The 24,401-nt window shown below is 69.8% G+C and carries 19 protein-coding genes and 1 rRNA gene; 11 read left to right on the top strand and 9 right to left on the bottom strand.

All coding sequences use genetic code 11. The features are described 5' to 3' along the window. A 16S ribosomal RNA gene (locus AB0M56_RS21585) occupies positions 1-63 on the bottom strand; the annotation flags it as partial. Between the two features lie 462 nt (positions 64-525). On the opposite strand from AB0M56_RS21585, the gene AB0M56_RS21580 reads away from it, so the two are divergent. Together AB0M56_RS21580 and AB0M56_RS21575 are read left to right on the top strand one after the other, a co-directional pair. Then, positions 526-1,356 (top strand): alpha/beta fold hydrolase, encoded by an 831-nt coding sequence (locus AB0M56_RS21580; protein WP_364178888.1) that lies wholly within the window; start codon positions 526-528, stop codon positions 1,354-1,356. Between the two features lie 8 nt (positions 1,357-1,364). Next, the gene (locus tag AB0M56_RS21575) at positions 1,365-2,114 is read left to right on the top strand and encodes an SDR family oxidoreductase (protein WP_364178886.1); all 750 of its coding nucleotides are present in this window, start codon (positions 1,365-1,367) and stop codon (positions 2,112-2,114) included. A gap of 10 nt (positions 2,115-2,124) precedes the next feature. Here the strand turns inward: AB0M56_RS21575 and AB0M56_RS21570 are convergent, their stop codons facing one another. After that, positions 2,125-3,729: a transposase gene (locus AB0M56_RS21570; RefSeq protein WP_364178884.1), complete on the bottom strand. Its 1,605-nt coding sequence runs from the start codon at positions 3,727-3,729 to the stop codon at positions 2,125-2,127. A gap of 153 nt (positions 3,730-3,882) precedes the next feature. Here AB0M56_RS21570 and AB0M56_RS21565 point away from each other — a divergent pair, with 153 nt between their 5' ends. Both AB0M56_RS21565 and AB0M56_RS21560 read left to right on the top strand, forming a co-directional pair. Next, on the top strand, positions 3,883-6,480 hold the full coding sequence (locus tag AB0M56_RS21565; RefSeq protein ID WP_364178882.1) for a bifunctional FO biosynthesis protein CofGH: 2,598 nt from the start codon (positions 3,883-3,885) through the stop codon (positions 6,478-6,480). A gap of 575 nt (positions 6,481-7,055) precedes the next feature. Then, positions 7,056-7,385 (top strand): DUF4232 domain-containing protein, encoded by a 330-nt coding sequence (locus tag AB0M56_RS21560; RefSeq protein WP_364178880.1) that lies wholly within the window; start codon positions 7,056-7,058, stop codon positions 7,383-7,385. Positions 7,386-7,402: 17 nt separating this feature from the next. Here the strand turns inward: AB0M56_RS21560 and AB0M56_RS21555 are convergent, their stop codons facing one another. After that, on the bottom strand, positions 7,403-8,362 hold the full coding sequence (locus AB0M56_RS21555) for an alpha/beta hydrolase fold domain-containing protein (RefSeq protein ID WP_364178878.1): 960 nt from the start codon (positions 8,360-8,362) through the stop codon (positions 7,403-7,405). Between the two features lie 348 nt (positions 8,363-8,710). On the opposite strand from AB0M56_RS21555, the gene AB0M56_RS21550 reads away from it, so the two are divergent. Together AB0M56_RS21550 and AB0M56_RS21545 are read left to right on the top strand one after the other, a co-directional pair. Next, positions 8,711-10,951, top strand: coding sequence for a discoidin domain-containing protein (locus tag AB0M56_RS21550; protein WP_364178906.1), 2,241 nt, complete (start codon positions 8,711-8,713; stop codon positions 10,949-10,951). Positions 10,952-10,983: 32 nt separating this feature from the next. Then, on the top strand, positions 10,984-13,185 hold the full coding sequence (locus AB0M56_RS21545) for a discoidin domain-containing protein (RefSeq protein WP_364178877.1): 2,202 nt from the start codon (positions 10,984-10,986) through the stop codon (positions 13,183-13,185). A 42-nt stretch (positions 13,186-13,227) separates the two neighbouring features. On the opposite strand, the gene AB0M56_RS21540 is transcribed toward AB0M56_RS21545, so the two are convergent. The 6 genes from AB0M56_RS21540 to AB0M56_RS21515 form a co-directional block, all read right to left on the bottom strand. Then, entirely contained in the window at positions 13,228-14,583 is a 1,356-nt protein-coding gene (locus tag AB0M56_RS21540) for an MFS transporter (protein WP_364178875.1), read from the bottom strand. After that, complete coding sequence (locus tag AB0M56_RS21535) at positions 14,580-15,260, bottom strand: alpha/beta hydrolase (RefSeq protein ID WP_364178873.1); 681 nt, start codon at positions 15,258-15,260, stop codon at positions 14,580-14,582. The genes AB0M56_RS21540 and AB0M56_RS21535 overlap by 4 nt, the downstream gene beginning before the upstream one ends. A gap of 68 nt (positions 15,261-15,328) precedes the next feature. Next, positions 15,329-16,327, bottom strand: coding sequence for a 2Fe-2S iron-sulfur cluster-binding protein (locus AB0M56_RS21530; RefSeq protein WP_364178871.1), 999 nt, complete (start codon positions 16,325-16,327; stop codon positions 15,329-15,331). Next, positions 16,324-17,286 (bottom strand): 4-hydroxythreonine-4-phosphate dehydrogenase PdxA, encoded by a 963-nt coding sequence (locus AB0M56_RS21525; RefSeq protein ID WP_364178869.1) that lies wholly within the window; start codon positions 17,284-17,286, stop codon positions 16,324-16,326. The genes AB0M56_RS21530 and AB0M56_RS21525 overlap by 4 nt, the downstream gene beginning before the upstream one ends. Continuing rightward, complete coding sequence (locus AB0M56_RS21520) at positions 17,283-17,747, bottom strand: aromatic-ring-hydroxylating dioxygenase subunit beta (protein WP_364178867.1); 465 nt, start codon at positions 17,745-17,747, stop codon at positions 17,283-17,285. Before AB0M56_RS21520 ends, AB0M56_RS21525 begins: the two co-directional genes overlap by 4 nt. Beyond that, a complete protein-coding gene (locus AB0M56_RS21515) occupies positions 17,747-19,069 on the bottom strand; it encodes an aromatic ring-hydroxylating dioxygenase subunit alpha (RefSeq protein ID WP_364178865.1) in 1,323 nt (440 codons plus the stop codon). The genes AB0M56_RS21520 and AB0M56_RS21515 overlap by 1 nt, the downstream gene beginning before the upstream one ends. A 142-nt stretch (positions 19,070-19,211) precedes the next feature. On the opposite strand from AB0M56_RS21515, the gene AB0M56_RS21510 reads away from it, so the two are divergent. The 5 genes from AB0M56_RS21510 (at position 19,212) to AB0M56_RS21490 (ending at position 24,372) form a co-directional block, all read left to right on the top strand. Then, positions 19,212-19,964 (top strand): IclR family transcriptional regulator C-terminal domain-containing protein, encoded by a 753-nt coding sequence (locus AB0M56_RS21510; protein WP_364178862.1) that lies wholly within the window; start codon positions 19,212-19,214, stop codon positions 19,962-19,964. A gap of 74 nt (positions 19,965-20,038) precedes the next feature. After that, the gene (locus tag AB0M56_RS21505; RefSeq protein WP_364178859.1) at positions 20,039-21,046 is read left to right on the top strand and encodes a LacI family DNA-binding transcriptional regulator; all 1,008 of its coding nucleotides are present in this window, start codon (positions 20,039-20,041) and stop codon (positions 21,044-21,046) included. Between the two features lie 116 nt (positions 21,047-21,162). Further along, positions 21,163-22,554 carry an extracellular solute-binding protein gene (locus AB0M56_RS21500; protein ID WP_364178856.1) on the top strand — a complete coding sequence of 464 codons (1,392 nt, stop codon included), beginning with the start codon at positions 21,163-21,165 and terminating at the stop codon, positions 22,552-22,554. Next, on the top strand, positions 22,532-23,497 hold the full coding sequence (locus AB0M56_RS21495) for a sugar ABC transporter permease (protein ID WP_364178853.1): 966 nt from the start codon (positions 22,532-22,534) through the stop codon (positions 23,495-23,497). Before AB0M56_RS21500 ends, AB0M56_RS21495 begins: the two co-directional genes overlap by 23 nt. Next, positions 23,494-24,372, top strand: a complete 879-nt coding sequence (locus AB0M56_RS21490; protein ID WP_364178850.1) for a carbohydrate ABC transporter permease — start codon at positions 23,494-23,496, stop codon at positions 24,370-24,372. Before AB0M56_RS21495 ends, AB0M56_RS21490 begins: the two co-directional genes overlap by 4 nt. Positions 24,373-24,401 lie beyond the last annotated feature (29 nt).

Genomic DNA, 24,401 nt, shown 5'->3' with positions numbered 1-24,401 from the left:
GACTTGCATGTGTTAAGCACGCCGCCAGCGTTCGTCCTGAGCCAGGATCAAACTCTCCAACAATGAATAGTTTGATCGAGACTACTCTCAATCTAATGTTCTCAAAGGAACCTCATACGAGGTTACATATAAGCTCTACTGGCTTAGTTCACTAGCACACTGTTGAGTTCTCAAGCAACACACTTCAAGTCAACCCGCACTCAGTGCGCACCAACCATCGGCGTTGTTTCAAGCCTTTGTTGTTTGGGCCACCCACTCAATCGCCTGAGGCGAGAGCTTGGTTCGTGTCCCGGTGGCCGCCCGGTTTCCCTGGCGACTTGGAGAACTTTACATGGCCGAAAACCCCCCAAAACAGGGGGGTCCCTTAACTCGATCTTCCCAGGTCAAACCCCGTGTAATCCCCGGAAGCGGCCTGCCGCGGCCCCGGACAGCCCGTCCAGCCGCCCCGTCGGCCAGCGAAAAACATTGCTCCGACTACATTGCGGCGCATTGCACCGATCCAAAGCTCTGCCTACCGTCAGCCCCATGCCCACCCTCGACACCGGCCACGGCACCGTCCTCACCTACGACGACCGAGGCACCGGCGACCCAGCACTGCTTCTCGTCCACGGCCACCCCTTCGACCGCTCCATGTGGCAGCCCCAGACCGAGCACTTCGCGGGACGGGGCTTCCGTGTCGTCGTCCCCGACCTCCGCGGCTACGGCGAGAGCACCGGCCCCGCCGTCACGAGCCTCCGCGACTTCACCCGGGACCTCATCGCGCTGGCCGACCACCTCGGCCTCGCCACGTTCGTCCTCGGCGGCCTCTCCATGGGCGGCCAGATCGCCATGCAGACCGTCGCCGACCACCCCGAGCGCGTCCGGGCGCTCCTCCTGGCCGACACCTTCCCCACCGCCGAGACCCCCGAGGGCCGCCGGAACAGACGAGCCGCCGCCACCAGGATCGAGCGAGAAGGGATGAGCGACTACGCCGATGAGCTCCTGCCGAAGATGGTCTCTCCGCAAACCCGCGCGAAGCACCCCGACGTCACCGAGCACGTCCTCACGATGATGCGCACCACCCCACCCGCCGGCGCCGCCGCCGCGCTCCGGGCCCGTGCGCTGCGCCCCGACTACCGGGTGACCCTCGAACAGGTCGAAGTCCCCACTCTGGTGACCGTCGGCAGCGAAGACGAGTTCACCCCCGTGTCCGACGCGCAGCTCATGCACGGACTCGTGGCCGGTTCCACACTGGCGGTGCTGGAAGGCGCGGGCCACCTGCCTAACCTGGAGTCCGCGGCCGGGTTCAACGACGTGTTCGGCCGGTTCCTGAACGCACTCCGGCCCCGGCCGGACCACCAGGCGGAAGAACGGTGACCCACCCCATGAAGACCGTATTCGTGACCGGCGCGAGTGCCGGGTTCGGTGCCGCGATCACGCGCCGGTTCGTGGCCGAGGGCTCGCGGGTCGTCGCCACGGCCCGCAGCGCCGACCGGCTCGCCGCGCTGACCTCGGAGCTCGGCGAGGCCGTGCTGCCCGTGGTGCTCGACGTGCGCGACAGCGACGCGATCGTCGCGGCCGTCGGCGCGCTGCCCGGCGACTGGGGCCGGATCGACGTGCTCGTGAACAACGCGGGCCTGGCCAAGGGCCTCGAGCCGGCGCAGGAGGCCAAGCTCGAGGACTGGGACCAGATGATCGAGACCAACGTGACCGGTCTCGTGCACCTCACCCGCGCGGTGCTGCCCGGCATGGTCGAGCGCGGCAGCGGCCACGTGATCAACATCGGCTCCATCGCCGGCACCTACCCCTACCCCGGCGGCAACGTCTACGGCGCGACCAAGGCGTTCGTGCACCAGTTCAGCCTCAACCTGCGCAGCGACCTGCGCGGCACCGGCGTGCGCGTGACCAACATCGAGCCCGGCATGGTCGGCGGCACGGAGTTCTCCAACGTCCGCTTCGGCGACGACGAGAAGGCGGCAGGCGTCTACGCCGGCACCACCCCGCTCACGGCCGACGACATCGCCGAGTCCGTGTTCTGGGCCGCCGCGCAGCCGCCACACGTGAACGTGAACGTCATCGAGATCATGCCGGTGGTGCAGAGTTTCTCGGCCCTGAACATCCACCGCGAGAGCTGAGCCTCGAAAATCAGGGCGCGAATCGCTCCAGCCCGAACAGGTCGAACAGCGCCTGCTGGGCCGGGTCGCGGTCGGTGAGGATGCGGCGGCTGCGCGGCCGCCCGCCGGTGGACGGGTAGCGCAGCACCGTCTCGCCGATGCCGCACAGCTGGTCGAGCAGCTCGCCCACGGACAGGTTCATCCCGGCGCGGTCGGCCTCGCGCCGCATGAGGTGCGTGACGGTGGCGGCGAGCACCGAGACCAGCGCGTGCACGGCGACGCGGTGCGGGGTCCACTCCCACCGCGGCGTCGGGCCGACCGCGGCGGGGCCGGTGAGCCAGCGGAACGTGGACTCGAGGTAGGTCCGCGCCCGGTGCGCGGTGACGATCTCGGCCACCGGCCAGTCGCGGTCGGTCACGAGGATCTGCTTGCCGAAGTACTCGTCCACCAGCCGCGCGACGGCCGCCTCGTCGACCCGGCGCGTCAGCCGGATCTCTCCCGGCCGGGTACCGGTGAGCGTCGCCTCCAGGACCCGGCCGACGCGGCGGCCGCGCGTGACCCGCGAGATCTCGGCGTGGACCTGCGTGCGGTCGCCGCGGTGGGTGCCGGCTTCCAGGGCCGCGGCCAGGCCGTCGAGCTCGCGGATCGCGGTGCTCAGCTCATCGGTGAACGCGCGGTACTGCGCGGCGTACAGCGTGGCCGAGTGCGTGAGGATGACCCGGCGCCGCACGCCGTCGACGGTCGCGCGGGTGTCGATCGCGGTCAGCCCGGCGAAGCGTTCCGGGTCCACGCGCCGGCGGGCCGAGGCGGGCTGCGTGAGCAGGTCCGGGTGGTCGGCGGGCGGGAGGGAGCCGACGAACCCACGCCGCGCGCCGAGGTCGAGCTGCGCGGCCTGCCCGGCGTGGAAGACGAGCGTGACGTCCGTGGCCGGGTAGCGCTCGCCCAGCTCTCCCGCCAGCGCGCCGAACGTCGGCGCCGCGCCGCTGTCCCTGCGGTACACCCGCGACGCGAGGGGGATCGCGCCGTCGCGCGTGACCACGAGGCCGAGGCCGGCGAGCGTGTCCTGGCAGGCCGAGGGCACCGTGCAGTCGGCGGCGGTGAAGGCGGCGAACTGCGGGACGTCCACGGCGAGCGCGGAGGTGCCGTCGTCGCCGAGCAGGTCGAGCACGGCTTCGGCGACCGCCGTTTCGACGCCCGTGATGCGCTCGGGCGTCAGACGCTGCAACGCCCGCCAGTGGGCCGCCGTGGTGACGGCGGCCTTCGGCGGACGCGGGCGCACGAGGTCCTGCGCCGCGCAGCCGGCCCACCACTGTTCGAAGCTCGCACCGGCGCCGGTCGCACGGTGCAGCACGGCGAGCGCGACGTGGAACCCGAGCGTGGTCTTCGCCCGTTGCGGGCCCGCCACGGCGTCGACCCGACGGACGAGATCGAGCCACTGGATCGTGCCCCACACGGCGGCCACATCACCGAACGTGCGGTGCCGCGCGCCGCCCGGTTCCGCGCCGCCGGGCAGCGCGCCGGCGATGTCCTCGGCCGTGCCGAGGTACCGCTGCGTCACCACCCGCGGCGCGCCGTCGACCCGCGCGGATTCGGCCAGGTAGTAGTACGTCCGGCCGCCGATGCGCTTCCCGATCACCGATGCCACACTTTAGGTAATACACGTTCCACGGGTGATCGACAACCGTTCCGATCCTCTGACCAGCGCGGATGATCGTCTCTTCCGAACGGGTGAGCACGTGGCGGACAACGCACTGGCCCAATTCCGCGAGCTGGTCCTAGCGTGACGGGAATGGCACCCGAACCCGAGTTGACCGCCCCCACCCCGTCGGCGATGCGCCGCGCGCTCGCGCGGGCCAGGGACGGGAAGACGCTCGACCTCGCCGAGGCCACCGTGCTGCTGCACGCGCGCGGCGACGACCTCAAGACGCTGTCCGAGCACGCCTCCCGAATCCGCGACGCCGGCCTCGAAGCCGCCGGGCGCGCGGGCGTCATCACCTACAGCCGCAAGGTTTTCATCCCGCTGACGCGGCTGTGCCGCGACCGCTGCGGCTACTGCACCTTCGTGACCGTGCCGGGCCGGCTCGAGTCGCCGTTCCTCTCCCCCGACGAGGTCCTCGACATCGCCCGCAAGGGCGCCGAGATGGGCTGCAAGGAAGCCCTGTTCACGCTCGGCGACCGGCCCGAGGACCGCTGGACGGCCGCGCGCGACTGGCTCGACGCCCACGGCTACGACGACACGCTCTCCTACGTCCGCGCGATGGCCATCCGCGTGCTGGAAGAGACCGGCCTGCTGCCGCACCTGAACCCCGGCGTGCTGAGCTGGCAGGACTTCCAGCGGCTCAAGCCGGTGGCGCCGTCGATGGGCATGATGCTCGAGACCACGGCGACGCGGCTGTGGAGCGAGAAGGGCGGCCCGCACTACGGCTCGCCGGACAAGGATCCCGCCGTCCGGCTGCGGGTGCTGGAGGACGCCGGCCGCAGCTCCGTGCCGTTCACGACCGGGGTGCTGATCGGCATCGGCGAGACGCACGAAGAGCGGGCGGACGCGCTGTTCGAGATCCGCAAGGTCGCCAAGACCTACGGCGGCGTCCAGGAAGTCATCGTGCAGAACTTCCGGGCGAAGCCGGACACGAAGATGCGCGCGACCCCGGACGCCGACCTCGAAGAGCTGGCCGCGAACATCGCCGTGGCGCGGCTCGTGCTGGGCCCGAAGATGCGCATCCAGGCGCCGCCGAACCTCATCGGCAACCAGTACGACCTGATGATCCGCGCCGGAATCGACGACTGGGGCGGCGTCTCGCCGCTGACCCCTGACCACGTCAACCCGGAACGCGCGTGGCCGCAGATCGACGAGCTGGCCCGCCGCACCGAGAAGGCCGGCTTCGAACTGAAGGAACGGCTCACGATCTACCCCGAGTACGTCAACGCCGGTGAGCCGTGGCTGGACCCGCGGATCACGCGGCACGTCGCCGCGCTCGTCGACCCGGCCACCGGGATGGCGCGCGAGGGCGCCATGCCGGTCGGCATCCCGTGGCAGGAGCCGGACGGCGGCTGGCAGCAGTCCGGCCGCACCGACCTGCACACCGAGATCGACACCACCGGCCGGACGGAAGACCGCCGGAGCGACTTCGACTCCGTGTACGGGGATTGGAAGGAGATCGGCGACCGGATCAAGACCGGGCCGCAGAAGTTCGACTCCACCGTCCTGGAAGCCTTGCGCAGTGCGGAAAAGGACCCGGCCGGGCTGTCCGACGACGCCGCGCTGGCGCTGCTGTCCGCCGAGGGCAAGGAACTGGACGCGTTCACGAAGCTCGCCGACGACCTGCGGCGCGAGACGGTCGGCGACGACGTCACGTTCGTCGTCACGCGGAACATCAACTTCACCAACGTCTGCTACACGGGTTGCCGCTTCTGCGCCTTCGCGCAGCGTCGCACCGACGCCGACGCGTACACGCTCTCGCTGGAGCAGGTCGGCGACCGCGTGGACGAGGCGTGGGCCGCGGGCGCGACCGAGATCTGCATGCAGGGCGGCATCCACCCGGACCTGCCGGGCACCGCGTACTTCGACCTCGCGGCCGAGGTCAAGCGGCGACAACCCGACATCCACCTCCACTCCTACAGCCCGATGGAGGTCGTCAACGGCGCCTCCCGGACCAATCTGTCCCTGCGCGACTGGCTGATCCGGGCCAAGGAGTCCGGTGTGGACTCCCTGCCGGGCACGGCGGCCGAGATCCTCGACGACGACGTGCGGTGGGTGCTCACCAAGGGCAAGCTGCCGACGTCGGAGTGGATCAAGGTCGTCACCACCGCACACGAGGTCGGCCTGCCGACGACGTCCACGATGATGTACGGCCACGTCGACACGCCCGCGCACTGGGTCGCACACCTGAAGCTGCTCGCCCGGCTGCAGCGCGAAGGCCTGGAGAAGCACGGGCGGCGCGGGTTCACCGAGTTCGTGCTGCTGCCCTTCATCCACCAGAGCTCGCCGATCTACCTCGCCGGGCTCGCCCGCCCGGGAGCGACCCAGAACGAGAACCGGGCGGTGCACGCGCTGGCCCGGCTGCTGCTGCACGGGATGATCGACAACATCCAGAGCTCCTGGGTGAAGCTCGGCGAGGAAGGCAGCCGCGCGGTGTTGCAGGGCGGCGTCAACGACATCGGCGGCACGCTGATGGAGGAGACGATCAGCCGGATGGCCGGCGCGTCGAACGGCTCGTACAAGACGATCAGCGACATGCGCGCGATGGTCGAGCCGCTGGGCCGGCCCTTGCGCCAGCGGACGACGGGGTATGGGGTGCCGTCGGCTGAACGCATTGCCGCCGCGGAGGCATCGGACGGGGTGGCTACGGCGGTGCGGAAGCCGTTGTTGCCGTTGCTGACTTCCTGACTTGTGCTGAGGTTCTGGCACCGGTGGTTTGGTTGTGACGGAATCCCCAGTGCCCCTCGCGGTTTCGCTTGGGGCGCTGGGGATTTCTCGTCTGTGTCGCGGTTGTGCGTGAAGGGCTGTGGCAGCGAGCGTTTCACTTGATCGGGTGGGGACAACTGCTCTCACCAGCGCGATCTTCCTGAGAACTGTCGGGGTGGGCCGATAGAATGGACACGGGGATGCCCCCTCGGGAGGGCGGGGTTTGTCTTCCTGCGTCGGGCGGGTTGCGGCTGCGGTGCGGAAGCCGTTGTTGCCGTTGCTGACTTCCTGACCGCTTCGAAGGTTCTGACACCGGGTGCTCGGGGCCGACGTTTCGGCCGGGGCGCTCGCACAAGCAGAGTTCCACCACCGCTAGGTTTCTCCCCCATGGGGACTCTCCGGGCGCTGCCCGTCGGATGCATCGCTCTGCTGGCCGCCGCTTGCAGCTCCGCCGTGGATGAACCACCGGCACCGGCGCCGGCCTCGACGTCGGAGGCCGCGCCGCCGCCTGCGTTGGTGGTCTCCGCGGGGATCGTCGAGGCCAGGCTCGGGCGTCGGTGCTGACGCTGACGAACAACGACGCCGAAGCGCGCACGCTGGACGGCTATCCCGCCGTGCGGGTCCTCGACGGCACCGGGAAGCCGCTGGACGTCCAGGTGCACCACGGGGTCTCGTACTTCTCGCCGGATCCCGGGCCGAAGCCGTTCACGTTGGCGCCGCACGAAAAGCTGCTGAGCGTGGTGTCGTGGTCGGCCACGGTTACCTCGGGTGACACGACGACCGGCGCCGCGGTGGGTGTGGTCGCGGCGCCGGGTGTCCCGGACGCGGCGCTTTCGGTGCAGGCCCGCGCGGCGCGGGCTCCGTGGCTGCGGCGGATCCTCGGCTGAGGCCTTCATCCAGGCGGTCACGGTGATCTCCCCGGTCGTCCCGAGGTCGGTCTTGAGCGGCACGGGCTGCTCGGCCTCGCCGAGCCGTCGAAGCCGTGGTAGGCGCCGGGCCAGACGTGCAGCTCGGCCTGGACGCCGGCTTGCCACAGGCGCGTGGCGTAGGTGACGACCTCGTCGCGGAAGGTTTCGGCGGTGCCGACGTCCAGGAAGGCCGGCGGGAGGCCCGACAGATCCGCAGCGCGGGCCGGGGCGGCGTAGGGCGAGACGTCGGGGCCGCCGCGGGCGGAGCCGAGCAGGGCGGTCCAGCCGATGTCGTTGGCGGTGCGGTCCCAGACGCCGAGGCCTTCCATCTGGAACGACGACGGGGTGTCGTTGCGGTCGTCGAGCATCGGGTACAGCAACAGCTGCCCCAGCAGCGTCGGGCCGCCGCGGTCGCGCGCGAGCAGGGCCACGGCGGCCGCCAAGCCGCCGCCCGCGCTGGCGCCGCCGACGACCACGCGAGCGGCGTCGATGCCCAGCGAACCGGCGTGCTCGACTGTCCACTTCAGACCCGTGTAGCAGTCCTCGACCGGCGCGGGATGCGGGTGTTCCGGGGCGACGCGGTAGTCGACCGAAGCGAACGCAAGGCCGAGCGAAACCGCATACTCCTTGAGCACCAGCAGATCACGGCCGCGGTGCCCGCCGAAGATCATGCCGCCGCCGTGCATCCAGTAGAGCACCGGGGCGCCGGCGGTCACGTGGGTCGGGCGACCGATGACGAGTGGCACGCCGTCGGCGTCCACTTCGGACAGCGTGACGGTGCCGTCGGCCGCTACGTCGGCCAGCGAGAGCTCACGCGTGGCGCGCTCCTCGCGCAGGGCCGGGATCGCGGCGGCCGAGTCGAGCGCCGGCCGCTCGGCCCGCATCTGCTCCAGCACCACCTCGAGCTCGGGGTCGAACGGCAGCGGCGGCCCCACCTGCGGACGGGTCGCGGTCATCTCGGTACCTCCCAGGACGTCGTGGCTCTCGCCTGATCATCCTGGCCCGACCGGGCCCCGCACCACCTCCGCCAGGTGGCGGGAAATCCGCGAGCCGAACGAGCCATGACGGCGGCTGTCGAAAATTTGCGTAAGTCCGTCCGACTATTGCGATTTCCTGTCGGGAATTCGTATGATCCAGCTCACACACTGTCCCCACCAGTGCACCCGACCCCGACGAAAGGCGAGTGCTGCCCCGTGTCTCCCCTAGGTGTCTTCAGCGCGCCCGAAAAACGACGACCCACCTCGAGAAAGATCACCGCGCTCGGCAGCGCCGTGCTCGCGGCCGCCGGCCTCACCGCCCTCACCGTGATCGCGGCTCCCGGCAACCCGGCGACAGCCACCCCGAACGCCGCCGTCGCCGGCCGCGGCGCGACCGTCCCGTTCATCGAGCAGGAAGCCGAAAACGCCGCCACCAACGGCACCGTGATCGGCCCCGACCGCAGCGTCGGCACCCTCGCCGGCGAGGCGTCCGGCCGCAAGGCCGTCACCTTGACCGGCCAGGGCAAGTTCGTCGAGTTCACCCTCAGCGCCCCGTCGAACTCGCTCGACTTCCGCTACAGCCTCCCCGACAGCGCCCAGGGCACCGGGGTCAACGGCACGATCTCGGTCTACATCAACGGCACCCACAACCGCGACCTGAACCTGACCTCCCGCTACGGCTGGTACTACGGCGGCTACCCCTTCAGCAACGACCCCGGCCAGGGCAAGGCGCACCACTTCTACGACGAGGTGCGCACCCTCTTCGCCACCAGCTACCCCGCCGGCACCAAGATCAAGCTGCAGATCGACGCCGGCGACGTCACTCCCGCGACCGTCGACCTCGCCGACTTCGAGCAGGTCGCGGCGCCCGCCGCGAAACCGGCCAACGCCGTGAGTGTCACCGACTACGGCGCCACCGCCGGCGACTCCAGCGACGACGCGGGTGCGTTCGACGCCGCCGTGTCCGCCGCGAAGAGCCAGGGCAAGCAGGTCTGGATCCCGGCCGGCTCGTTCACGCTCAACCACCACATCACCGTCGACCAGGTGACGATCCGCGGCGCCGGCCCGTGGTACTCCGAGCTGCACGGCGCCCGCGCGGGCATCTTCGGCAAGGGCGAGCCGGCCAGCTGCTCCACGCCGACGTACCCGGGCAACGCCGCGGTGCCCGGCACCAGCACGAACGTCGAGCTCTACGACTTCGCGATCATCGGCGACGTCCAGGCCCGCGTCGACTGCGACCAGTCCAACGCCATCGGCGGCGCGCTCGGCGGCGGTTCGGTCGTGCAGAACCTGTGGCTGCAGCACACGAAGGTCGGGCTCTGGCTCGACGGGCCGTTCGACGGGCTCACCGTGCGCGGCAACCGGATCCTCGACCAGACGGCCGACGGCCTCAACCTGCACCAGGGCATCAGCAACACACTGGTGACGAACAACTTCCTGCGCAACACCGGCGACGACGGCCTCGCGATGTGGGCCGAACACGACGCCGACCACCACAACACGTTCTCGTTCAACACGGTGCTGCTGCCGATCCTCGCGAACAACATCGCGATCTACGGCGGCCACGACAACACCGTGTCCGACAACGTGGTGGCCGACAACCAGGACCAGGGCGGCGGCATCCACGTGGCCAACCGGTTCAGTGCCGTACCGCTCTCGGGCACCACCACCGTCACGCGCAACACCGCGATCCGCACCGGCGTGCTCGACTCCAATTGGCAGTTCGGCGTCGGCGCGCTGTGGTTCGACGGGCGCGACTCGGCCATCACCGGCCGCATCGACGTGGTGGACAACGACCTGCTGGACAACAACTACGAGGGCGTGCAGTTCATCGACGGCGCCACGACCGACGTGCACTTCGACGGCCTGCGGATCACCGGCGCGGGCACGTTCGCGTGGCAGCTGCAGTCGAAACCGAGCGGTACGGTCAAGAACGTCGTCGCGACGAACGTCGGCCGCGCGGGTGTGTACAACTGCATGGGCCCGGACGCGCTGACGGGCCTGGCCGACCAGGGCGGCAACTCGGGCTGGACCACGACGTTCTGCGGTTCGTGGCCGACACCCGTCTACAACGGCAACAACGGCGGCACAACTCCCCCGACGACGCCGACCACACCGACCACGCCCACGACATCCACGCAGCCGCCGACCGGAAACCTGGCATTGCACAAGGCAACCACGGCCAGCGGCTCCCAGGGCGGCTTCCCGCCGGGCAACGCCGTGGACGGCAACGCGGGCAGCTATTGGGAAAGCAGCAACAACGCGTTCCCGCAGACGCTGACCGTCGACCTCGGCAGTGCCAACACCGTCGGCCGCCTCGTGCTGAAGCTGCCGCCTTCCACCGACTGGGGCGCGCGCACCCAAACGCTCACCGTGCAGGGGTCCACGAACGGTTCGTCGTTCAGCACGCTCAAGTCCGAAGCCGGCTACCGCTTCGGCCCGGCGAGCGGCAACACCGCCACCGTCTCGCTGAGCCCCACGAGCACGCGCTACCTGCGCCTGAGCTTCGCCGGCAACACCGGCTGGCCCGCCGGGCAGCTGTCCGAGCTCGAGGCCTACGCGTCCTGATTCTTCCCGGAAACCCTCCAGAAAGGACGAAGATGTTCCCCACCTCAGCACGACCCAGGGCGGCCTTGCTGGCCGCGGCGCTAGTGTCCTCCGGGCTGACCGTGTTCGCGGTCGGCTCGGGCACCCCCGCCGCGGCGGCGACCTGCCCGGCCACGGCGTCCGGCGGTGCGAGCGTTGCGTTCCGGACGGTCGAGGCCGAATGCGGTGCCACCAACGGATCCGCCGTCGGCCCCGACTACACGCAGGCCACGGTGGCCTCCGAAGCGTCAGGCCGCCAGGCCGTGCGGCTCGGGCAGGGCCAGTACGTGGAGTTCACGCTGCCGGCCGCGGCCAACTCGGTCAACGTCCACTACAACCTGCCCGACGGCAGCTCCGGCCGGATGTCGGTGTACGTCAACGGAATCAAGCTCGGCAACGGGCTTTCCGTGACGTCGCAGTACACCTACACCGACACCCCGGGCATCCCGGGCGCGAAGACCCACCACTTCTTCGACGACACCCGCCTGCTGTTCGGCCAGAACGCCGCCGCGGGCGCCAAGGTCAAGGTGCAGCTGGACTCCGGTGACGTCGGACAGGCCACGATCGACCTCGCCGACTTCGAGCAGGTCGGCGGCGCCGGCGCGCAACCGGCCGGCTCGCTGTCGGTCACCGACTACGGCGCCACCGCCAACGACTCCTCCGACGACACGCAAGCTTTCCGCAACGCGTTGCAAGCCGCCCGGCAGCAGGGCAAGGAAGTCTGGGTGCCGAGCGGCCGGTTCGAGATCTCCTCGGCGCTGCAGATCGACCAGACCACCGTGCGTGGCGCCGGGCAGTGGTACACCGTGCTGCACGGCAACAACATCTTCAACAACGGCAGCGCGTCCGGGAACATCAAGCTCTACGACTTCGCCGTGTTCGGCTCGGTCTCCGAGCGCAACGACTCCAGTCCGGACAACGCGTTCCACGGCGTGCTGGGCAACGGCTCGGTCGTCTCGGGGCTGTGGATCCAGGACACCAAGTGCGGCCTGTGGCTGATGAACGGCGCGTCCTCGAACCTCACGATCGAGAACAACCGCATCCTCGACACGCAGGCCGACGGCGTGAACTTCGACGGCGCCGTCACCAACTCCGCCATCCGCAACAACTACCTGCGCAACAACGGTGACGACGCGCTCGCGCTGTGGTCCAACGGCCAGGCCGACTCCGGCATCACCATCGCGAACAACACCGTGGTGCAGCCGAACCTGGCCAACGGCATCGCGCTCTACGGCGGCTCGAACAACACCGTCAGCGGCAACCTCATCCAGGACACCAACGCCCTCGGCGGCGGCTACCTCGTGGCCAACCGGTTCAACTCGGTGCCACTCTCGGGCACGGTCACGCTCACGAACAACACCGCGCTGCGGGCCGGGGCGCTCGACCCCAACTGGCAGTTCGGCGTCGGCGCGCTGTGGTTCGACGCCCGTGACCAGGCCATTTCCGGCGTGACCATCCGCGTCAACGGCTTCACGGCCATCGACAGCCCGTATGAGGCCATCCAGTTCATCGACGGCAACGGCGCGGGCAAACAGGTCAGCGGCATCACGATCGACGGCGTCACCGTGCGCGGCGCGGGCACGTTCGTCGCGCAGTCTCAGACGCAGGGCACGGTGTCGATCAGCAACCTGACGGCGTCGGGTGTCGGCGTGGTCGGCACGTACAACTGCCCCTACCCGAGCTCGATCCCGAAGATGACGTTCAACGGTTCGGGCAACAGCGGCTGGACCGGCACGTGGAGCGACTGCTCCAGCTGGCCCGCGCCGAACTCCGGCCCGCCGCAGCCGCCGCAGTCGGGCGCGAACATCGCCCGCGGCAAGGCGATCACCGCGAGCGGTTCGCAGGGCGGTTTCCCGCCGGGCAACGCCGTGGACGGCAACGCGAGCAGCTACTGGGAGAGCACGAACAACGCGTTCCCGCAGACGCTGACCGTCGACCTCGGTGACGCGGCGGCGATCAACAAGGTGACGCTGAAGCTGCCGCCGTCGGGCGACTGGGGCGCGCGCACCCAGACGCTCACCGTGCAAGGCAGCTCCGACGGCGGCTCGTGGACAACGCTGGTCGCCTCGCGCGGCTGGAACTTCAGCCCGTCGTCCGGCAACACCGGGTCGGCGAGCTTCGGCACGACGACGCAGCGCTTCGTGCGCGTGACGATCACCGGCAACACCGGCTGGCCGGCCGGGCAGGTCTCGGAACTGGAGGTGGCCGCGGCCTGATGCGCGAAGGGCTCCCCGGCCATTACCGGGGAGCCCTTCCTTTCACACCGCGGGTGCCGGTTCCCGCTCGGCGACCTCGGCCGTCTGCCGAGCCCGCCGCCCGAGATAGAGGATCACCACCGCGCACACCAGCATCGGCCCCGACAAGGCCAGGAAGATCGCCGCCGGCGACCACGCCGCCGCGACGGCCGCGCCGAGCACCAGCGGCCCGAGGATCCCACCGAGCCGGCCGATGCCCAGCGCCCAGCCCACGCCCGTCGAGCGCATGTTCACCGGATACACCACGGCGGCCAGCGCGATCAGCGCCTTCTGCCCACCGCTGACCCCGCAGCCGACGAGGAACATCGCCCCGAGCAGCACCCACACCGGCGCGTGGAACGCCGGCCCGGTCACCGCGAGGAACACCGCGCCCACCACGAACAGCGCGCCCAGCGAACCGAACGCGCCCAGGCGGTCCATCGCCGGGCCGACCACCAGGGCCACCACAATGCCGCCGACCGTCGTCAGGCTCGTGGCCGTGACCACGGTGCCGCTCGCGAACCCGAGGCCGGTCAGCATCGTCGGCAGCCAGCTCTGCAACGCGTAGAACTCGCCGAGGTTCACGGCGAACACAACCCACAGCAGCACCGTGCTCAGCACCCCGCCGTTGGCCAGCAGCGCCTTCAGCTTCACACGGCCACCGGCTTCGGCCGCGTCCACGGTCACCTGCTGAGTCTCCGGCGGTAGCGCCGGGTCGATGCGGCGGCACAGGCGGTACGCGCGTTCGGAGCTCGCGCCGCGGCCCGCCAGGAACACGAGCGACTCCGGCAGGAACTTCAGCATCAGCGGGATGATCACCAGCGGTGCCAGCGCGCCGACGAGGAACACCGAACGCCAGCCGGCGGTCGGCACGAGCCAGCCCGACACCACCCCGGCCACGACGAACCCGAGCGAGAATCCACAGTAGATCGCCAGGACGAAGCTCGCCCGCAGGCGTTTCGGGGTGTACTCGGCGGTGAGCGCGACCGCGCTGGGCGCGGCGGCGCCAAGACCGATGCCGGTCACGAGCCGCAGCACCACGAGCTCGGTCACGCCACCGGCCCACACGGACAGGAGGCTCGTGAGCGCGAACAACGCCGTGCCCGCGATCACGAGCCGCCGGTGGCCGAAGCGGTCGGACAGCGGCGAAAGCACGAGGTAGCCGATCATCAGGCCGACCAGGGCCGAGGAGAAGATCGGGCCGAGCACCGCGACCTTCAGCCCCCAGTCCTTCGCGATGTGCGGAGCGAGGTAGTTGATGGCCTGCGTGTCGAAGCCGTCGAAGAACATCACGAGCCCGCACAGCACCACCGTGCCGTACTGGAACGGGCTGACGCGCTTGCCGTCGACGAACCCGGTCAGGCGGACGCCCGCCGTCACCGGGTGCCGGCCAGCAGGTCGGCCACTTCACGCGGGTGCGTCAGCGGGGCCAGGTGCGGGGCGTCGAGGCGCACGACGTGGTCCGCGCCCGCGGCCATCTTCTCCTGGTCCACCGGGAAAATCGCCTCGTCGCGTTCACAGACGACATAGGTGACCGGGTGCGTGCGCTCGGGTTCGGTGGCCGGCTGGGTGAAGGTGACGGCCGCGTGCGCGCGGCGCTGCCCGTGGACGCCGGCGAACGCGGCTTCGTCGAAGTCGGGGGCGAGCACCTTGCGGGCCAGCTCGTGGTCGTCGGTGACGTGCAGCGTGCCGTCTTCGCGCGGCACGATCCATTCCTGCGGGTGCGGCGAGCGGATGTCGAGCAGGTTCTCACCGCGGCGCGGGCGGAACGCGGACAGGAAGACGCTGTGACGCACGCGCGGGTGGTCGGAGAGCTCGCCGACGACGATGCCGCCGTAGGAATGCCCGACCAGCACGACGTCACGGCCGAGGCCGTCGATGAGGTCACGCACGTGGGCGACGTCCGCGGGCACGTCGCCGAACGCCGACGGGTCCGGTCCCCCGCTGGGCAGCTGCTCCACGACGTGCGCCTCGTGGCCCTGCTCGCGTAGCGCGTCAGCCACTTCCCGCCAGCTCCAGCCGGCGTACCAGGCGCCGTGGACGAGCACGAAGTCCATGGGATTCTCCTTTGAATCGTGGTGGGGTCGAACGGAAACTCAGTACGGAAACTCAGTACGAAAAGCGGTCAGGCGGGAATACGGGGCTCGGCGGCGGGCACGAACGAGTCGGCCAGGAAGCTCTCGGCCGGCAGGCCGCCGCGGGCGGTGAGCAGGTCGTGGGCGTCGGTGGTCATCGCTTCGCTGCCGCAGGCGTACGTGCGGTGGCCGGTCAGCTCCGGGTGGTCGGCCAGCGCGGTGTGCTGGACGTGGCCGGTGGCGCCGGACCAGCCCTTCCCCGGGCAGGAAAGCACCGGTGTGTAGTCGAACCAGCTGTGCCGGGCCGCCCAGCGCTCCGGGAGCTCGGCCAGGTAGAGGTCCTCCTCCGTGCGCGCGCCCCAGTAGAGGTGGACGGGCCGGGTGCTGCGGCGGGCAATCAGGTCGAGCACGATCGACTGGATCGGCGCGAAGCCGGTGCCCGTGGCGAGCAGCAGAATGGGTCCGGCGCCGTCGTCGAGCACGAACTCGCCGAACGGCGTTTCGACGTCGAGCGTGTCGCCGGGTTGCAGCGCCCCCACCGTGTGCTCGGAGAACCGCCCGCCCGGTTCGGTGCGGACGTGCAGCTGCACCGCGTCGTTGTGGTGCGGCGGGTTCGCGAGCGAGTACGGCCGCGGTTCGTCGTCCGGCAGCTGCACTTCCAGGAACTGCCCGGCGCGAAACGGCGCGCGCCGCCCGATCGGGAACCGCAGGTCGAGGACGGTGACGCGCGGCGCGGGTCGGCGGATGCGGTGCACCACCGTGGTGAGCTTCTTGCGCCGCGGCGGCTCGCTGCGTTCGATGCGGCGCGGCCGGACCACGACCGGGCCTTGCGGTTCGGCGCGGCAGAGCAGCACGCCGTCGGCCGGCCCCGTCAGCTCACCACGGCCGCGCACCACGACCGAACCCGCGACGAGCGAGCCGGTGCACGACGTGCAGACCCCCTTTCGGCACGAGTACGGGATCGCCCAGCCCGCGTTCTCGGCGGCTTCGAGCACGGTTTGCCCGTCGTCGCACGGGATCTCGACGTCCGTGTCCGCCACGGTGATCATGCGGTGGTCTCCTTCGTTCGTCCGAACAGGCCCAGCGTGCGGACCACGGCCGTCGGGTCGGCAATACCGCGCCCGGCGATGTCGAACGCCGTGCCGTGGCCGACGCTGCAGAACGGCACGCCGGCGCCCACGGTCAACGCGGTCGAGGTGCGGCCGGCGAGCAGCTTGACCGGGATGTGGCCCTGGTCGTGGTACAGCGCGACGAACCCGTCGTGGCCCGGCGTGGTGAGCGCCACGTCGGCGCCGGTCGGGCCGACGGCGCCGATGCCTTGCGCGACAAGGGAAGCCACGGCCGGCGCGGTGACGCGCTCGTCGTCGGTGCCGAACAGGCCGCCTTCGCCCGCGTGCGGGTTGATGCCGAAGACGCCGATGCGCGGGACGGCGACGCCGAACGTCCGAAGGGCTTCCCACAACGCCTTTCCGGCCGCGGTGACGAGCTCCGGCGTGAGGCGGGCGAGGGCGTCGGCGAGGCGTTCGTGCAGGGTCGCGTGCACGATGTTCAGGCCACCGCCCGACAGCAGCAGAAAAACGCGGTCCTCGGGCACGCCGGTGAGCTGCGCGATCAGTGGCGGGTAACCGCGAAAAGGAATTCCGGCGGCGTGCACGGCCGTCTCCGAATGCGGGCAGGCGACCACGCCGCGGTAGCCGCCGCCGAGGGCGAGCGTGACGGCGGTGCTGACGTACCGGATCGTCGCCGCGCCCGCCTCGGCGCTGAGCACGCCGGGCCGGAACTCGTCCGGCGGCAGGTGGCGTGCGTCCACGACGTCGAGCACGCCGTCCTCCGCCGGGGCACCCGGCGCGTGCTCACGCAGCCGGAAACCCTTCGCCGCGGCCAGATCCGCGAGCACGTGCCGGTCTCCCACCAGCACCGGTCGGTCCTCGGCCTGCGTGGCGGCCGCGACCGCGATCTCGGGCCCGATGCCGTTGGGGTCACCGATGGCCAGCAGCACCCGGCTCACAGCGGCAGCGCCAGGAGCGTGTCGATCTCCTTGCTGTCGCACACGACCACGCGTTCGCGCAGCAGAGCCCGATCGCCTTCGACGCGGTAGCGGTCGACATAACGACCGCTGGCGAACAGGTCGGTCGGGCCGCCGCCGGTCACGCGCAGCACGAAGAACGGCGTCTCGCTCTCGACGTCACCACCGGACTCGGTGAGGATCGCGGGCTGGCCGAGCATGTGGCGGTACACGTGCGGCTCGTAGATGTTGGCTTCCTTCAGCGCCGACACGCGGTCGGTCAGCATGCCGCGGGTGTCGGCCCAGATCAGGCCGGCGGGCAGGCCGCGGGCGTAGTTGTCGGCCGTGGTCACGCGGTAGTGGCAGTCTTCGGTGAAGAACGTGGGCCAGTCTTCGAGCGGCCCGTCGTCGATGCAGCGGGCGTAGTGCGCCTGGGCGCGGGCGATGGCGACCTGGTTGTCCATCAGGCACGCACCACCCGGGTGCGTTCGTGCTTGCCGATCTCGGGCAACGGCGCGTCGTCGTCGGGCACGAAACCCATCGACTCGCGGTAGGCCAGCCAGAACCCCCGGACCGACGCTTCCGTGACCCGGCTTTCGCTCGATTCCGCGGTGTCGCCACCCATCTGCAGGGTCGCGTACTCGTCGGACGCGCCGGCGATGCCGCGCTGCACGAAGCCGCCGATGCCACCGTCCTCCATGGACACGTAGCCGGCGGGACCGACCAGGTTGGACTGTTTCATCCGGACCAGCCGCTGCTCCTCGGTGTCGGACTCGAAGCCGAGGTAGGTCCAGTTGAGCAGCGTGTCATCAGTGCCGCGCGGGAGAATCTGACGCACGGCCACGGAGTTCTGGATCTGCTGCAGCACGAACCCCGGGTAGACCGAGAGAATCTGCAGTGTCACGTCGTCGCCGACCTCGCTGAACCCCTGCAGCAGCGACGGGTCGGCCAGGCGGTACTCGGACTCGGACCGGATGTTCTGATCGCGGTACTCGCTGGTCTCGGTGGCGCTGCGGTCAATCGCCGAGTAGCTCACGTGGTGACCACCGGACTCGTCGACGATGATCGCACCCTTCTGCGAGAGCCGGTTGATGCCGAACGTCGTGAAGAACAGGTGCAGGATGCTCGCGTGGTAGGAGTCGCGGACGTTCTCCGCGTACAGCTTCCAGTTGTTCGGCAGCCGCTGCGCGAACCGGCCGAGCACCACGGGCTTGCGGCCGCCGAGCACGCGGTCGATGCGGTCGAGGATCTCCTCGCCGAGGTATTCCTCGATGTCGGGCAGGTCGTTGGACAACGTGCCGAACACCAGCCCGTGGACCACGGCGATGCGTAGCTTGCGCGGCCCGTGGTCGGCCAGGCAGAAGTTCGGCGGCATCCCGCCCTTGCCGCCCACGCCTTCGGCGAACGCGACAGCCGTGAGGTCGCCCTGCAGGTTGTAGGTCCAGGCGTGATAGACGCAGGTGAAGTCGCGGGCCTTGCCGTGGTCGGCCATCGCGATCAGCGCGCCGCGGTGGGCGCAGCGGTTTTCGAACGCGTACACCTCGCCGTCGACGTCGCGCGTCACCAGCACCGGCTGCTCGCCGATGAAGGTCGCGCAGAAGTCGCCGGGCTCAGCCAGCTCGGCCTCGAGGCACAGGTAGCTCCAGTGCGGGCCGTGGAAGATCCGGTCCTGCTCGGCGCGGTACACCGCCTCGTCCTGGAAGACCCAGTACGGCACCCGGGTCAGCGACCGCGGCCAGCTGCGGTCGGGTGCGCGGCCCGCAGTGGTCCCCGTGAGGCGATCCATCGTCGGTTCCTCCTCGCCTGGGGTGCCGCTCGACAGCTCGCGGCACCCCTGATATTGTTCGAATAACGAACGCAGTTTCACTTGCCGAACACATTGAAGGCAGGCGAGAGCCTGCCGTCAAGACCCATCTCCCGGGAGAGTCGTGCCCGCAGCCGAAGGAATGGCCGGTTTGGCCAAGGGATTGGCGATCCTGGAACTGTTCGGAGAGGCGACGCCGAAGCTCGCGATCAGCGACGCGGCGCGCCTCACCGGCCTCAACCGCGCCGTGGCCCGCCGCTGCCTGCTCACGCTCGTCGACCTCGGGTACCTCACCCACGACGGCAAGCACTTCCTGCCCACCCCGCGCCTGTTGCGCCTGGGCGACGCGTACGTCGAGTCGACGGCGCTGCCGCAGCTCGCGCAGCCACATCTGGCGGCGGTGCGCGAGCACGTGCAGGAGTCGGCATCGCTGGCGGTGCTGCAGAACGACGAGGCGCTGTTCATCGCGCGCAGCGAGGTGAAGCGGATCGTCAACACCGGCGTGCGCATCGGCGCGAGCGTGCCGGCGTACACGTCGGCGACCGGGCACGTGCTCCTGTCCGCACTGTCCACGGAGGACTTGACGGCCTACCTCGAGCGCACCGAATTCCACCCCAGAACCCCGAAAACGCCGGTGACCGCCGCCGAGATCCGCCGGCGGGTGGACCTCGTGCGCGCCGACGGCGCGGCGTTCACCGACGAGGAGCTGGAGTACGGCCTGCGCTCGCTCGGCGTGCCCGTGCTCGACTCGCGCGGCCGCACCGTCGCCGCGATGTCGGTGAGTGCCACCGCCGGCCGCATCTCGATGGCCCAGCTGCGCGACGAGTTCCTGCCGGTGCTGCGCGACCAGGCGGAGCAGCTGGGCCGCAAGCTGTAGCAGTGGCTCCGCGTATCGGCCCACTCTCACCCTGAAGTCGAGATTTTGCGAGCCATTGCAGTAAAGTTTCAGCCATGACGCGTCGACTTGCCGAAGTGGCCCGACAGGTGGGGGTCAGCGAAGCCACGGTCAGCCGGGTGCTCAACGGCCGGCCCGGGGTTTCCGCGAGTACCCGGGCCGCCGTTCTCACCGCGCTGGACGTGATGGGCTACGAACGCCCCACCCAGCTGCGCGGGGAACGGGCCCGCCTGGTGGGGCTCGTGCTGCCCGAGCTGCAGAACCCGATCTTCCCCGCGCTGGCCGAGATCATGGGCAACGCGCTGGCTCAGCAGGGGTTCACGCCCGTGCTGTGCACGCGCACCGCCGGCGGGGTGTCCGAAGCCGAGTACGTGGAGCTGCTCCTGCAGCAGCAGGTGTCCGGGGTGGTGTTCGCCGGTGGGCTGTTCGCCCAGGCCGACGCCGTGCACACCCACTACCACCACCTCGTGGAACGCAAGCTGCCGACGGTGCTGATCAACGCCGCCGTCGACCACCTCGGGCTGCCGCAGGTCTCGTGCGACGACGCGGTGGCCGTGGAGCAGGTCGTGGGGCATCTGAGCTCCCTCGGCCACGAGAAGATCAGCCTGGTCCTGGGCCCGGCCGACCACGTGCCGTCGCAGCGCAAGCTCGCGGCTTTCCGCTCGTACGCGGCGAAACTCGGCCTGCCCGTGCTCGACGAGCTGGTGGAGCACGGCATGTTCTCCATCGAGGGCGGGCACGCCGCGGCCGCGCGCCTCTACCCGCGCGGGGCCACCGCCGTGCTGTGCGCGAGCGACCTGCTGGCACTCGGCGCGATCCGCGCCGCGCGCCGGCAAGGACTGTCGGTACCGGAGGACATCTCGGTGGTCGGCTACGACGACTCCGCGCTCATGAACTGCACCGATCCGCCGCTCACGACCACGCGCCAGCCGATCGAGGCGATGGGCCGCGCGGTGGTGGAGCTGCTCGTGAAGCGGATCAACGGCGGCGAGGTCGCGGCCGAGGAGCTGCTGTTCGCCCCCGAACTCGTGGTGAGGGGGTCGACCGCGCGGTATCGGGGATGATCACGTTCTGTTCGTAACTTGCAAATCCTCGTCGGGTTATTGCGGCGTTCTGGTCTCACACTTTAGAGTGACGGCCATCACGACACAGCCGTCGCGACCGCGAGAAGAGGCTTGAGATGAGCAGTCCCTGGTCCCGAGCAGCGAGGTCCAGCCGCACCCCCAGAACCGTGATCGCCCTGCTCACCGCGGGCGGCCTGGCTGTGAGCCTCGCCGCCTGCGGCTCCGGCTCCGAGGGCGGAGATGCCGGCGGAAAGGTCCAGATCACCGTCACCGGGCAGCCGCCGACCACGCAGCCGTTCGAGCGCAAGGTGTTCGACGCCGACGTCGCCGAGTTCGAGGCTTCGCACCCGGACATCGACATCGTGCCCCACGAGGGGTTCATGGACCCCAAGACGTTCTCGGCCAAGCTCGCCGGCGGCCAGCTCGAAGACGTGTACTACGTGTACTTCACCGACCCGGCGCAGATCATCGCCCGCCACCAGGCCGCCGACATCACGGAAGCGGCGAAGAGCGTGCCGCATGTGAACGACATCCAGCCGCAACTCCTGGACAACTTCCGGGACGCGAGCGGCAAGCTTTACGGCCTCCCGACGGCGAACTACACCATGGGGCTCGTCTACAACCGCAAGCTGTTCCAGCAGGCCGGGCTCGACCCGGACAAGCCGCCCGCGACCTGGGACGAGGTGCGGGCCGACGCGAAGCAGATCTCCGCGCTGGGCAACGGGGTCGTCGGCTACGCCGACTACAGCAAGAACAACCAGGGCGGCTGGCACATGACGGGCTGGCTGTACTCGATGGGCGGCGACATCGCCCGTAAGGACGGCGACAAGTGGGTCGCCGACTTCGACAACGACAAGGGCCGTGCCGCGCTGAACTACCTGCACGCCATGCGCTGGGACGACAACTCCATGGGCAGCAAACAGCTGCTGCAGGACGTCGACGTGCAGCGCATGATGGGCGCCGGCCAGCTCGGCATGTACATGGCCGCGCCGGACAACGTGCCGGTGCTGGTGAAGCAGTTCAACGGCAAGTACGAGGACTACGGCATCGCCGGCATGCCCGGCACGAAGGGCACCCTCCTTGGCGGCGAGGGATACATGATCAACCCGAAGGCGTCGGCCGCGAAGATCAAGGCCGGCCTCGAGTGGATCCAGTGGAAATACCTCAATCCCGACCGCTTCGACAAGCACGTGAAGCAGTACGTCGACGGCAAGCAGCCCGTGGGCCTGCCCACCGAGCCGACGCCCGACATCTGGCAGGGCGCGGTGCGCGACCAGCAGCTGGCCGTGAAGAAGAAGTACGCCAACGTGCCCGCGGAGAACTACCAGTCCTACGTGGACGCCGCGGACAAGATCAAGGGCAGCATCGAGCCGCCGAACGCGCAGCAGATCTACGCCGCGCTCGACAGCGTGATGCAGGCCGTGCTCACCGACCGCAACGCGAACATCGACCAGCTGCTCGGCTCGGCGCAGTCGAAGGTCAACAGTGTCCTCGCCCAGGTCAGGTAACGTGCTCGACTGGCCCGCGGTCACCCCGCGGGCCGGTCGGCCTGCCGCCTCGGCCGCCGAACGCCGGCGCGCCCGGCTCAAGCGGCGCCTGCGCGAGAACCTCACCGCGTACACGCTGTTGTGCGCCGCGCTCGTGGTGTTCGCGATGTTCTCCTGGTACCCCATCGTGCGCGGGGTGCTGCTGAGCTTCCAGCAGGTCGACTTCGTGAACCCGCCGACGTGGGTCGGGTTCGACAACTTCGCGCGCCTGTTCGCCGACCCGCTGTTCGGGGTCGCGTGGCGCAACACGTTGCTGTTCACCGGGTTCGCGCTCGTCTTCGGGTTCCTCGTTCCGTTCCTGGCGGCCGTGCTGCTCAACGAGCTGCGCCACGCGCGGGCGTACTTCCGGCTCGCGGTCTACCTGCCGGTGATGCTCCCGCCGGTGGTCACCGCGCTGATGTGGAAGTGGTTCTACGACCCGGGTCCCGGGCTGTTCAACTCGGCGCTGAACGCGGTCGGCCTGCCCGGTCTGCAATGGCTCGACTCTTCGACGACCGCGATGCTGTCGCTGGTGTTCGTGTCCACCTGGGCCAACATGGGTAGCACCACGCTGATCTACCTGGCGGCGCTGCAGACGATCCCGGGTGAGCTGTACGAGGCCGCGGAGCTCGACGGCGCCGGGATGTGGCGGAGGCTGCGGCACGTGACCTTCCCGCAGACGCGGTTCGTGCTGCTGGTGCTGCTGCTGTTGCAGATCGTCGCGACGATGCAGGTGTTCACCGAGCCGTACGTGATGACCGGCGGTGGCCCGGACGACTCGACCGTGACCGTGCTCCTGCTGCTGTACCGCTACGCCTTCGTCTACAACGACTTCGGCTCGGCCAGCGCGATGAGCCTGCTGCTGTTCGTGGCGCTGGGCGTGTTCTCGGCGATGTACGTGCGTCTCACGAGGAGGGTGGAATGACAGCCGCACGGACGCTGGTCTCGCCTTCGCAACTGCGTACACCGGGCGGAAAAACCGTCTACGTGATCGTGTTCGTGTGCACGTTCGCCTTGTTCACCTTGGCGTTCCTGTTTCCGTTGTACTGGGCGGTGACGGGGGCGATGAAGTCACCGGCGGAGCTGGCGGCGACTCCGGCGACGATCGTGCCGCACGAGTGGCATCCGGAGTCGTTTTCCGAGGCCTGGGACCAAATGGACCTCGGAAAGTACTTCCTCAACACGGTGGTCGTGGCGGGCGGCGCGTGGCTGGTGCAGCTGGCGGTGGACGTGCCGGCGGCGTTCGCGCTGTCGAAGCTGCGGCCCAAGTTCGGCAACGTCGTTCTGGGACTGATGCTCGCCACGCTCATGCTGCCGGCCGCGGCATTGCTGGTGCCGACGTACGTGACGGTGACGGACTTGCCGCTGCTGCACTTGAACCTCATCAACTCACCCGCCGCGATCTGGCTGCCCGCGGCGGCCAACGCGTTCAACATCTATCTGCTGAAACGGTTCTTCGACCAGATCCCGGACGAGCTCATCGAAGCCGCGCGCCTCGACGGCGCCGGTCCGGTGCGAACATTGTGGACGATCATCCTGCCCATCTCGCGGCCGATCCTCGCCGTGGTCTCGATCCTCACGATCGTGGCCGCGTGGAAGGACTTCATCTGGCCGTTGCTGATGTTCCCGGACACCGGCAGGCAGACGCTGAGCGTAATGCTGCAGCGGGTGGCCATCGACATGCCACTGAACCTGCTGGTGGCGGGGATGGTGCTGGCGAGCGTGCCGATGATCGTGTTGTTCCTCGTGTTCCAGCGGCAGATCCTCGCCGGCCTCACGGCCGGTTCGATCAAGGGCTGACACACCGACTGTGTACACAAACGACGCTG

Source organism: Amycolatopsis sp. NPDC051372, from assembly GCF_040682095.1.
Lineage (GTDB): Bacteria > Actinomycetota > Actinomycetes > Mycobacteriales > Pseudonocardiaceae > Amycolatopsis.
Note: the sequence above shows the minus strand (reverse complement) of the source record. Positions and strands in the feature narration are given on the sequence as shown.

Excerpts from the sequence above, each read along its gene's own strand:
- AB0M56_RS21580 (WP_364178888.1), top strand. The coding sequence starts at position 526 with ATGCCCACCCTCGACACCGGCCACGGCACCGTCCTCACCTACGACGAC.
- AB0M56_RS21575 (WP_364178886.1), top strand. The coding sequence starts at position 1,365 with ATGAAGACCGTATTCGTGACCGGCGCGAGTGCCGGGTTCGGTGCCGCG.
- AB0M56_RS21565 (WP_364178882.1), top strand. The coding sequence starts at position 3,883 with ATGGCACCCGAACCCGAGTTGACCGCCCCCACCCCGTCGGCGATGCGC.
- AB0M56_RS21555 (WP_364178878.1), bottom strand. The coding sequence starts at position 8,362 with ATGACCGCGACCCGTCCGCAGGTGGGGCCGCCGCTGCCGTTCGACCCC.
- AB0M56_RS21545 (WP_364178877.1), top strand. The coding sequence starts at position 10,984 with ATGTTCCCCACCTCAGCACGACCCAGGGCGGCCTTGCTGGCCGCGGCG.
- AB0M56_RS21535 (WP_364178873.1), bottom strand. The coding sequence starts at position 15,260 with ATGGACTTCGTGCTCGTCCACGGCGCCTGGTACGCCGGCTGGAGCTGG.
- AB0M56_RS21530 (WP_364178871.1), bottom strand. The coding sequence starts at position 16,327 with ATGATCACCGTGGCGGACACGGACGTCGAGATCCCGTGCGACGACGGG.
- AB0M56_RS21520 (WP_364178867.1), bottom strand. The coding sequence starts at position 17,747 with ATGGACAACCAGGTCGCCATCGCCCGCGCCCAGGCGCACTACGCCCGC.
- AB0M56_RS21515 (WP_364178865.1), bottom strand. The coding sequence starts at position 19,069 with ATGGATCGCCTCACGGGGACCACTGCGGGCCGCGCACCCGACCGCAGC.
- AB0M56_RS21505 (WP_364178859.1), top strand. The coding sequence starts at position 20,039 with ATGACGCGTCGACTTGCCGAAGTGGCCCGACAGGTGGGGGTCAGCGAA.
- AB0M56_RS21500 (WP_364178856.1), top strand. The coding sequence starts at position 21,163 with ATGAGCAGTCCCTGGTCCCGAGCAGCGAGGTCCAGCCGCACCCCCAGA.
- AB0M56_RS21490 (WP_364178850.1), top strand. The coding sequence starts at position 23,494 with ATGACAGCCGCACGGACGCTGGTCTCGCCTTCGCAACTGCGTACACCG.